We start from the raw sequence: 10,665 nt of genomic DNA on the forward strand, positions 1-10,665 counted from the left end.
GTCCACCCTTCTGTCCGGTTTAGGACGCCCGGTATGTCATTAACCGCACTGGGTTGACCGTCTCCTGGGTCGAGGATCACGATGCCGTGGGATGACAACGTTGTCAGTTGTCAGTGATCTCCCGAGAGGAGAGACGATGAGGAGACCGGCAGCGCTCCTGGCGACTGCCGTGGCACTGGTCACGGCGGCCTCCATCGGCGGCGGCACCCCCGCCATGGCGCAGGTCCCGCACCCTTCGCCCAGTCTTGGATCCCAGCTCGCCAACGCCCGTACGGCCACCTGCGTCAAGGGGCCCGGCGGACGCCTGACCAACTGTCCGAAACCCCTCGCGGCCAAGGCACTGCCGAAGGCCGCCCGGGACACCTCCACCCTCGCGTCCGTGAGTGCCCCCGCCTCACTCGTCGACACGCGTACGTGGACGACCGGCGGCGGCAACACCTTCCCCGGTGCCGACGTGCCGTACGGCATGGTCCAGTGGAGCCCCGACACGATGCCGCACCGGAACGCGGGCGGCGGCTACAACTACGGTGACGAGCAGCTCACCGGCTACAGCCTGACGCACGTCAGTGGCCCCGGCTGCGGCGCGGCCGGCGACGTGCCGATCCTGCCGATCACCGGCGGCCTGCCCAGCGGCGACGTGAACGACGCCACGACGTCGTTCACCAACGCCGGCGAGGTCGCCCAGGCGGGCTACTACGCGGCGCAGAGCAACCTGCCCGACACCATCACCTCGCAGTTCACCGAGACCCCGCACAGCGCGATGGGCCGGTTCACCTTCCCCTCCACCGACCAGGCGGGCTTCCTCGTCAAGCTGAAGGACAGCCAGAACGGCGACTCCGCCTCCGGCGCCCAGATCGTCGGGAACAACGAGATCAAGGGCTCGGAGACGAGCGGTGGCTTCTGCGGCGACCGCGCGCAGTACACCCTCTACTACGACATCGTCTTCGACCGGCCCTTCACCGCGTCCAAGGTCATCACCGGGTCGGACTCGAACCCCGACGCCGTGTCGGTCACCTTCGACGCGACGAAGAACGCGACCGTTCAGGCGAAGGTCGGCATCTCGTACGTGAGCGCCGACAACGCGAACCTGAACTGGCGCACCGAGAACCCCGGCTGGAACTTCGACCAGGTCAAGCGGGCCGCCCAGGCGTCGTGGAACAGCCTGCTCGGCCGGATCAACGTCTCCGGCGGCACGTACGCCACGACCCAGCAGTTCTACAGCCTGCTCTACAAGGACTTCATCCAGCCGAACATCACGAGCGACGTGAACGGCCAGTTCATGGGCTCGGACGTCAAGGTGCACTCGGTCACCGGCACGCAGAAACAGCAGTACGGGATGTTCTCCGGCTGGGACACGTATCACTCGCTCGCTCAGTTGCAGGCGATGCTGACACCCAAGGAGGCCGGCGACCAGGCGCAGTCCCAGGTCAACTACTACGCCGAGAACGGCATCATCCAGCAGTGGGGCTACCTGCACCTGGACAACTGGGTGATGGCGGGCGACCCGGGCACCGCGATCATCGCCGACTACTACGCGTTCGGGGCCAAGGACTTCGACACGAAGACCGCGCTGGCCTCGATGCTGAAACAGGCGACGACGGTCAACGACGTACGCCCGGGTACGGCGCTGGAGGAGAAGTACGGCTACCTGCCCGAGGACGGCAAGTACGGCTGCTGCAACCCACACAGCCAGGTCTCCTCGCTGCTGGAGTACGACAACGCCGACTTCGCGCTGTCGCGCTTCGCCGCGGCCCTCGGCGACTCGGCGAACGCCAGGAAGCTGGAGGACCGGGCGAACAACTGGGTGAACGTCTTCAACACCTCCACCGGACTCCTGACGCCTCGTCTGCAGAGCGGCGCGTTCCTCCCCGGCATCGCGCCGGCGACGGGCAGCCACTACATCGAGGGCACCGCGGAGGAGTACCTGTGGGACGTCCCGAACAACTACGCGGGTCTGTTCTCGCTGCTCGGCGGCAACGCCAAGGTCAAGCCGGCGCTGCGGAAGTTCCTGTCCCGCCCGGACGGCTATGGCGAGTACGCCCAGCTGTCGAATGAGTTCGGCGAGGGCGAGGAGTACGCGCCGGACTACGCCGGCGACCCGGCCGGTGCCCAGCAGGCCGTCAACACCCTGCGGTACGGGCTCTACCTGCCCGGCCCGTCGGGCCTGTCCGACAACGACGACCTCGGGGCCAACAGCTCCTCGTTCGTCTGGGCGATGCTTGGAATGTTCCCGGAGAACCCGGGCAGCGACACGCTGGTCTTCGGCAGCCCCGGCTTCCCGCACGCGACGATCACGCTGCCGAGTGGCAAGACCATCAAGATCAACGCTCCGGGCGCCTCGGCGTCCACGTACTACGTGAAGTCCCAGAAGATCAACGGCCGGCCCAACAGCAAGCTGTCCGTGCCGTTCTCGACCCTCGCCAAGGGCTCGACGGTGGACTGGACGATGAGCTCTTCGGAGACCTCGTGGGGCACGGGCGCGGAGAACGCCCCGCCGTCGTACGGCCCGACGTTCCCCGCCACCGGCGCGGCGAGCCCGTCGTCGCTGATCATGCAGCCGGGCGACTCCGGGAAGAGCACGCTGACGGTGCGGTCCTCGGGCTCGTCGGACCAGGCGGTGACGTGGCAGGCCACGGCACCGTCGGGGATCACGGTCACCCCGTCCTCGGGAACCTTGAACGTCCCGGCGGGCGGCAGCGCCTCAGTGGACATCACGGTCAAGGCGGGTGACACGGACGGGAACTACCCGGTGCAGTTCTCCTTGACCAGTCCGCAGGGCCGCATCCTGCCGGCGGCGCTGTCGGTGATCGTCGCTAAGCCGGGCGATCTGGCGCCGTTCTCCGACAACACGGGCATCAGCGACGACAGTGCCCCGTCTTCGGCGAACTACGACGGAGGAGGCTGGAGCTACTCGGAGCAGGCGCTGACGGCGGCGAGCCTGGCGCCGGGCGCGTCGGTGTCGTCGGGCGGGATCACCTACACCTGGCCCAACGTCCCGGCCGGACAGCCGGACAACGTCACGGTCGGGGGCCAGACCATCCCGATCACGGCGCCGGCGGGTGCCACGAAACTGGGCTTCCTGGGCAGCGCGTACAACGCGGGCACGGACGGCTCGTCGGGCACGGCCACGATCACCTACACGGACGGGTCGACGTCGACCGCCTCACTCGGGTTCAGCGACTGGACCCTGAACGGTGGCGGAGGCACGCCGCAGTTCGGCAACGTGACTGTGGCCACCACTCCGTACCGCAACCACACGAGTGGAAAGGACAACGTGAAGACGTACGTCTTCGCCCAGACCCTGCCCATCTCCAGCGGCAAGACGGTACAGAGCGTGACCTTGCCGTCGTCGCTCAGCCGCGGCGCGATCGGCATCTTCGCCATCGCAGCCGGCTGACACAGTGATCGCGGAGGCCGGGGCCGTCACGGCCCCGGCCTCTCGCCGTCTTACAACCATTTCGGTTGATGATCGACAGTCATGTCCGTGCTTCCCTGGAGTCGGCTGGTCGCCGTGATGTGGTGGGTGGCTACCGCCATGACCGGATTTTGTCTCATTTCTCGAAAAGAGACAGGAACGACGTAGTGAAGGTACAGATCGACTCCAGGCGCTGTCATGGTCACGGTCGCCGACGACCGTTTCAACAAGCGAACGCCCGAACAGCGCGAGCGCTTCCTGCAGAAGAGTACGGCCAGCGAGGTCATCGCCGGCCCGGTCACCGATTGGGCGACCGACTTCTCCCACGCCGAGCCCGAATGGGCCGCCGATCCCTATCCGATCCAGGACGAGTTGCGGCAGCGCTGCCCGATCGCGCACACCGAGCGGTTCGGCGGCGTCTGGTTGCCCACCCGTCACGAGGACGTCGCGGCGATCGCCTACGACACCGAACGGTTCTCCTCGCGATCCGTCGTGGTGAACAACGTCCGTCCACCACACGAAGTAGCGCCCGTGGGCCGAATACCGCCGATCTCCTCCGACCCGCCGTTCCACCACGGTGCGCGCAAACTCCTGCTTCCGGCGTTCACCAAATCCGCTGTGGCCCGGCTGGAACCGGGCACGAGAGCGCTCTGCCACTCGCTCATCGACGCCCTCGAAGAGCGTGACGTCCTCGACGCCGTACACGACTACGCCCAGCACATCCCGGTGCACGTAATCGTCGACATGCTCGGCTTCCCGCAGGAAGACGCGCCGCGGTTCCGCGAGTTCGTCGAAGCCATGGTTGAAGCCGTCAACCGGCCGGCCGAGAAGCGCCTCGAGGCGTTCGACGAACTGTCGGACTACATACTCGTGCAGATCCACGACCACTTTGAGAATCCCCGTGACGACCTCACGACCTACCTGATCAACGCGGAGCTCGACGGGCAGAAGCTCCAGCCAGAGCATGTCGTCGGAACGATAATGCTGCTGTTCGTCGCCGGGCTCGACACGACGTGGAGCGCGATCGGCGCGTCACTGTGGCACCTGGCCAAGTCGCCCGCCGACCGCGAACGTCTGGTGGCCGAACCCGGTCTGCTCCCCACCGCGATGGAGGAACTGCTCCGGGCGTACGCGCCGGTGACGATGGCGCGGCTGGTCAAGCAGGACATGCACTGGCGCGGCGTGGATATGAAGGCCGACGACTGGGTGCTGGTGTCCTTCCCCGCCGCCAACCGCGACCCGGCCCAGTTCGACCGTCCCAGCGAGGTGGTCATCGACCGTGAGCTCAACCGGCACGCCGCGTTCGGCCTCGGCATCCACCGCTGCCTCGGCTCCCACCTGGCCCGCATGGAACTGCGCGTGGCGCTGGAGGTGTGGCTCGAACGGATCCCGGAGTTCACCCTGGATGATCCGGCGGCCGTCACCTGGGCCGCCGGACAGATCCGCGGACCTCGCGTGCTTCCCGTCCGTATCGGCTGACCGGCTCGCCGCGGCCGCGTGGGGAAACATCCCGGGGGTGCGGGCGGCGAATTCCGGGGAGCCGTCCCCCGTCGAACTACGCGAGCGCGGCGGCGACCTCGTCGAGGCGCGCCCCGCGGGAGGCCTTGACGAGCACCACATCGCCGGCGGCGAGGTGGCCGCGCAGCCAGTCGACGGCCGCGTCATTGTCCGCTAGCGCCACCGCCCGCTCTGCCGCGCCGGCGGCGAGCGGCCGGGCGGCCTCGCCGACCGCGACCACCACGTCGGCCCGGGAGGCGGCGTACTCCCCGATGGCGCGGTGCTCGGCCTCGCTGTCGTCGCCGAGCTCGAGCATCTCGCCGAGGACGGCGATGCGGCGGCCACCCTCGATCGCCGCCAGCGCGTCCAGGGCGGCGCGGGTCGAGTCGGGGTTGGCGTTGTAGGAGTCGTTGAGCAGCGTCGCGCCGCCGGCGAGGTCGCGCCACTCCATGCGCCACTTCGACAGCGAGGCGGTGGCCAGCGCCGCCGCGGCCACGTCGAGGGGTACGCCGGCCGCCAGCCCCGCCGCCGCGGCAGCCGACGCGTTGAGCGCCTGGTGAGCGCCTACGAGCGGCAGCGCGACGGGAACCGAGGCGTCGGCGGTCCGCAGCGTGAAGGACGGCCGGCCGAGCCGGTCCAGCGTCAGGTCGAGCACCCGCACGTCGGCGTGCTCGGCCTGGCCGAAGGTCAGCACCGGGCCGTCGGTGTGCGAGCGCATCGCGATCACGCGGGGGTCGTCGGCGTTGAGGACGGCGGTGCCGGCGGGCGCCAGCCCCTGCACCAGCTCGCCCTTGCCCTTGGCGATGGCCCCGCGGGACCCGAACTCGCCGATGTGGGCCTGGCCGACGTTGAGGACGACGGCGATGTCGGGCGCGACCAGGTCGGTGAGCGCGGCGATGTCGCCGATGCGGCGGGCTCCCATCTCGAGGACGAGGAATCGGGTGGCCGCGTCGGAGCGCAGCATGGTGAGCGGCACGCCGAGCTCGTTGTTGAACGAGCCGATCGTGGCGATCGTCGGCGCGGCGTTCGAAAGCACGGCCGCCAGCAGGTCCTTGGTGCCGGTCTTGCCTTGGGAGCCGGTCAGCCCGACGACGGTCAGCCCGTCGCGCAGCCGGGCCACGACGTGGGCGGCGAGCGCCTGCAGTGCTGCCTGGGCGTCCTTGACGACGACGGTGGGCAGCGGAGTGGGCCGGGAGCCGAGAACGGCCACCGCGCCGACCCGGCCGGCCTGGTCGGCGTAGTCGTGGCCGTCGACGTGCTCGCCGGCGAAGGCGACGAAGAGGCCGCCCGGCTCGGTCTGCCTGCTGTCGAGCACGGCCGGCGCGGTCACCGTCACGGCGCCGTCGCCCTCGACCGTGCCGCCGACGACCGCGGCGATCTCGCTGAGGCTGAGCGGGATCATGCCCGGGCGGCGCGGGGGCCGGCGATGCGGAGCGACAGCCGGCCGATCGAGATGACGGCGAGCGGGAGCAGGCTGACGAGGTAGAGGTTGATGGAGGCTGGATCGCTTGAGGTCATGCCTCTAGTCAACGGAGCGAGGTGTTGCCAGAACATATGTGGTTTTCGATATGCCGACGATAGGCTACCAATCGGTAACATGCGAGAGCATGCGTGTTGGTGCAGCGCTGCTCGCGGATGTCGGGACCTCGCGGATGTCGGGACCTCGCGCATGTTGGGGCCCCCGCGCATCCTCGAACTTCGGGTCAGCCCGCACCGGCAGACGCCGAAGTGAGCGCAACGCCGTCGCGGGAGGATGTCGCCCACCATGGGGCTCGCTGCTGCGGGCGCGCTCCTCGAACTCGCATGCTCCCGAACATTACCAGCCGGTAACATATCGTCGGCATATCGAAAACCACATACGTTCTGGCAACACCACGCTCCCTTGACTGTGGGCATGGCCTACAGCGAACCAGCACGAACGGCGGCCCGCCGCGCCCGGTCGCTGGCGTCCGTGCCCTCCCCGGCCGTCCCAGCAATGGGAATCACGATTTATGGATGCGGGCAGGACGAGGCGGTCTTGTTCCGAGAGATGGCGCCTCGCTTTGGCGTAATGCCAACTATCACAGAGGCGGCGGTATCCGAAGCCAATATTGAACTGGCGTTCGGAAACCGATGCATCAGTGTCGGCCATAAGACTCAAGTCACAAATCCCACTCTTCTCGCACTTAGCCGAGCCGGCGTAGCGTATATCTCCACAAGAAGCATTGGATATAACCATATCAATGTGAAGTATGCGGAGAGTGTCGGCATCGCTGTTGGCAATGTCGCCTATTCGCCCGACAGTGTGGCTGACTACACGCTGATGCTGATGCTGATGTCGGTCCGCAATGCGAAGTCCATCATCCGCCGTGCAGATGCTCATGACTACAGACTGAGTGATGTACGCGGGAAGGAACTACGCGATCTGACCATCGGGGTAATTGGAACAGGACGCATTGGCATCGCAGTATTGGATAGGCTGCAAGGTTTTGGCTGCCCAATACTAGCCTATGACAATCGCCCTAAGGCCACCGCTGATTACGTTCCTCTCGATGAATTGCTACAGCGGAGCGACATCGTTACGCTCCATACCCCACTTAACGCGGGCACGCACCATCTCCTGAATCGTCAGCGTATCGCGCAGATGAAAGACGGTGCGTTCATTATCAATACTGGGCGCGGTTCACTTCTTGACACCGAGGCCCTTCTTTCGGCATTGGAGAGCGGCAGATTGGGCGGCGCGGCGCTGGACGTCCTCGAAGGAGAGGAAGGAATATTCTACGCCGACTGCAGAAACAAACCCATCGAAAGCAAGCCGTTGTTGCGGCTACAGGAGCTGCCGAATGTGCTCATTAGCCCGCACACCGCCTATTACACAGACCACGCCCTGAGCGACACCGTTGAAAACAGTCTCATCAATTGCTTGAACTTCGAAAGTGGGAAACAGTATGGATAGGTTGAAGGTCGGAATCATATTCGGGGGCTCTTCCGAAGAACATTCCGTCTCCGTCAAGTCCGCGCAAGAGGTCGCACAGAACCTCGATACCGAAAAGTATGAACCGTTCTGGATCGGGATCACGAAGAGCGGTGCTTGGAAGCTCTGTGGCGGCCCTGACGCAGGTTGGGAAAACGGCGATTGCCGTCCGGCCATACTGTCACCGGACAGAAGCGTCCACGGATTGCTTGTCCTGGATCAGGGACAATACGAGGTGATCAGTCTGGACCTCGTGTTGCCCGTTCTGCACGGCAAGCTTGGCGAGGACGGTGCGACGCAGGGCTTGTTGGAGCTCTCCGGCATCCCTTACGTGGGCTGCGATATCCAAAGTTCTGCTCTCTGCATGGACAAGTCCCTTGCTTACATCGTCGCTAGAAGCGCGGGAATCGCAACGCCGAATTTCTGGGTCGTCGCGGCGAACGAGAATCCTGATCCTGACCAGCTCACCTACCCCGTCTTTGTAAAGCCGGCTCGTTCGGGGTCATCTTTCGGCGTCAGCAAGGTATCTCACAAAGAAGAACTGCTGAGTGCGGTGGAGACCGCAAGGCAGTACGACTCGAAGGTGTTGATTGAAGAAGCTGTCGTCGGCAGCGAGATCGGTTGCGCCATCCTGGGGAACGATCTGGATCTGATTGCAGGCGAGGTAGATCGAATCGCTCTATCTCATGGCTTCTTCAGAATCCATCAGGAGAGCGAGCCTGAAAGCGGTTCCGAAAACTCAACGTTCATCGTGCCCGCTGATATCTCAGCAGAGTCGCGCTCGCTCGTCCAGGAGACGGCAAAGGCCATATATCGCGCTTTGGGATGCAAGGGGCTATCACGAGTGGACATGTTCCTGAAGGAAGATGGAACAGTGGTCCTTAACGAGGTCAATACTTTGCCTGGCATGACCTCATACAGCCGTTATCCGAGAATGATGGCAGCCGCAGGTCTGCCGCTTTCCGAAGTGATCGACCGGATCGTGTCGTTGGCGCTGACGGGAAAAATCCAATGAAAGAAGATTTCGTCTTTGTAGACGAGTCTGTGCCTGGAATACGGTGGGATGCCAAGTACGCCACCTGGGATAACTTCACCGGCAAACCCGTGGACGGGTACTTCGCAAATCGAATTGTCGGCACGAGGGCCTTGTGTGCGGCCCTGGAGAGCGCGCAAGAAAAGGCCGCATCCCTTGGCTTCGGCCTGCTTCTCTGGGATGCATATCGCCCGCAACGCGCCGTAGATTGCTTCCTGCGCTGGTCGGAACAGCCGGAGGACGGCCGGACGAAGCTGCGGCACTATCCGAATATCGACAGGCCAGAGATGTTCGAAAAGGGATATGTGGCCGCCAAGTCGGGCCACAGCCGGGGCAGCACCGTTGACTTGACGCTCTATCACTTGGCTACCGGTGAGCTTGCTCCCATGGGCGGTGACCATGATCTCATGGATCCGATCTCACATCATGGAGCAAGAGGAATCACGTCAGTCGAAGCGAGAAACCGTCAACATCTTTGCTCCGTCATGGAGGCCTGCGGTTTTGTTCGGTACGACTGCGAGTGGTGGCACTACACACTGAATGATGAGCCTTATCCAGACACGTATTTTGATTTTCCCATCACATAGCTGAGCCGGGCCAAAGAAGTTGGGCGTGCGACGTGGGTTCGCCTCATGAGGACCACGGCCGACCATGCGGTGGGGCGACGGGTAGTCGCACCGTGACACAGAGCCCACCACCGGCCCGGGGAGTGAGGGTGAGGATTCCGTCGTGTGCTTGGGTGATGCTTTTGACGATTGCGAGGCCGAGGCCGACACCGGCGTGGTCACTGCGAATGCGTTCGGTGCCGCGCTGGAACGGTTCGGTGAGCGTCGAGAGCAACTGTGGAGTGAGCCTGTCGCCGGTGTTTTCGACAGTGAGCATGACGGACTCGGGGCGGATGGCGGTGTTGACCTGCACGGTGCCGTGTTCGGGGAGGTTGTGGACGATGGCGTTGTGCAGGAGGTTCGTGGTCACCTGCAGCAAGAGAGCGTGTGAGCCGATGGTGGGGGTGATGTCCCCGGAGGTCTCGATGGTGACGCCGTGCTTTTCTGCGAGCGGAAGCAGCGTCTCGGTGGCTTCTTCCGCGATGAGAGACAAGTCGACGTGTTCTCGGGTGAAGGATCGCTGGTCTGCGCGACTGAGCAGGAGCAATGCTTCGGTGAGTTCGATTGCTCGGGTGTTGACCGTGCGGAGGCGTTCGTCGAGCTCGCCGCTGTCGCGGTTCGGATCGTTGCGGGCGACGTCGAGGAGCGTCTGCGTGATCGCCAGTGGGGTGCGCAGTTCGTGGGAGGCGTTCGCGGCGAACCTCTGCTGTTCGCTGACGTGGGATTGGAGTTGTTCGAGCATGGTGTCGAACACGTCGGCGAGTTCACGGAATTCGTCTTTGGGGCCTGCCATGCGGATCCGGTGGGACAGCGATCCGTTCGCGGCCATCCGTGCCGCGTCTGTGATCCGGGTGAGCGGTGCGAGCATCCGGCCGGCGAGGATCCATCCTCCCAGCAGGCCGAACACCAGAAGGAAGGCCAATACGGTGGCCACGGCGGGGGCGAAGCGCAGGCGGACGGAGCGCGCCAGTGTCCCACTGGGGGTAGTTATCACCTCGGGTGCGTAGCGCACCAGGTACACCCAGACCACGGCCAGCAGGAGAGTGCCGGCGAGCAGGAGGAATCCAGCGTAGCTGATGGTGAGTTTCAGCCGGGCGCTGAGCCCCGGGCGCCTATTCATGAGTGCCGCCAGGATGGGCCGTGTCCATGCCGGTGTCCGTGC

At 65.1% G+C, this 10,665-nt stretch carries 7 protein-coding genes; 5 read left to right on the plus strand and 2 right to left on the minus strand.

Translation table 11 applies throughout. The annotated features are described in order from the left end of the window. Positions 1–136 precede the first annotated feature (136 nt). Both AB0I04_RS43290 and AB0I04_RS43295 read left to right on the plus strand, forming a co-directional pair. A complete protein-coding gene (locus AB0I04_RS43290; RefSeq protein WP_360898508.1) occupies positions 137–3,397 on the plus strand; it encodes a GH92 family glycosyl hydrolase in 3,261 nt (1,086 codons plus the stop codon). Between the two features lie 216 nt (positions 3,398–3,613). Continuing rightward, positions 3,614–4,894, plus strand: a complete 1,281-nt coding sequence (locus tag AB0I04_RS43295) for a cytochrome P450 (protein ID WP_360898510.1) — start codon at positions 3,614–3,616, stop codon at positions 4,892–4,894. Between the two features lie 76 nt (positions 4,895–4,970). Here the strand turns inward: AB0I04_RS43295 and murF are convergent, their stop codons facing one another. Continuing rightward, the gene (gene murF, locus AB0I04_RS43300; protein WP_360898512.1) at positions 4,971–6,314 is read right to left on the minus strand and encodes a UDP-N-acetylmuramoyl-tripeptide--D-alanyl-D-alanine ligase; all 1,344 of its coding nucleotides are present in this window, start codon (positions 6,312–6,314) and stop codon (positions 4,971–4,973) included. Between the two features lie 573 nt (positions 6,315–6,887). Between murF and vanH the strand changes: the two genes are divergently transcribed. Genes vanH through vanX form a run of 3 tightly spaced genes read left to right on the plus strand, consistent with a single transcriptional unit; the run spans position 6,888 to position 9,485 of the window. Then, entirely contained in the window at positions 6,888–7,847 is a 960-nt protein-coding gene (vanH, locus tag AB0I04_RS43305; RefSeq protein ID WP_360898521.1) for a D-lactate dehydrogenase VanH, read from the plus strand. Further along, positions 7,840–8,880: a D-alanine--(R)-lactate ligase VanA-Sc gene (vanA-Sc, locus tag AB0I04_RS43310; protein WP_360898514.1), complete on the plus strand. Its 1,041-nt coding sequence runs from the start codon at positions 7,840–7,842 to the stop codon at positions 8,878–8,880. The genes vanH and vanA-Sc overlap by 8 nt, the downstream gene beginning before the upstream one ends. Beyond that, the gene (gene vanX, locus AB0I04_RS43315) at positions 8,877–9,485 is read left to right on the plus strand and encodes a D-Ala-D-Ala dipeptidase VanX (RefSeq protein WP_360898516.1); all 609 of its coding nucleotides are present in this window, start codon (positions 8,877–8,879) and stop codon (positions 9,483–9,485) included. The genes vanA-Sc and vanX overlap by 4 nt, the downstream gene beginning before the upstream one ends. 43 nt (positions 9,486–9,528) lie before the next feature. Here vanX and AB0I04_RS43320 read toward each other — a convergent pair whose 3' ends face one another. Continuing rightward, a complete protein-coding gene (locus tag AB0I04_RS43320; protein WP_360898518.1) occupies positions 9,529–10,623 on the minus strand; it encodes a HAMP domain-containing sensor histidine kinase in 1,095 nt (364 codons plus the stop codon). Positions 10,624–10,665 lie beyond the last annotated feature (42 nt).

Source organism: Actinoallomurus sp. NPDC050550 (genome assembly GCF_040655075.1).
Classification (GTDB): Bacteria; Actinomycetota; Actinomycetes; order Streptosporangiales; family Streptosporangiaceae; genus Actinoallomurus.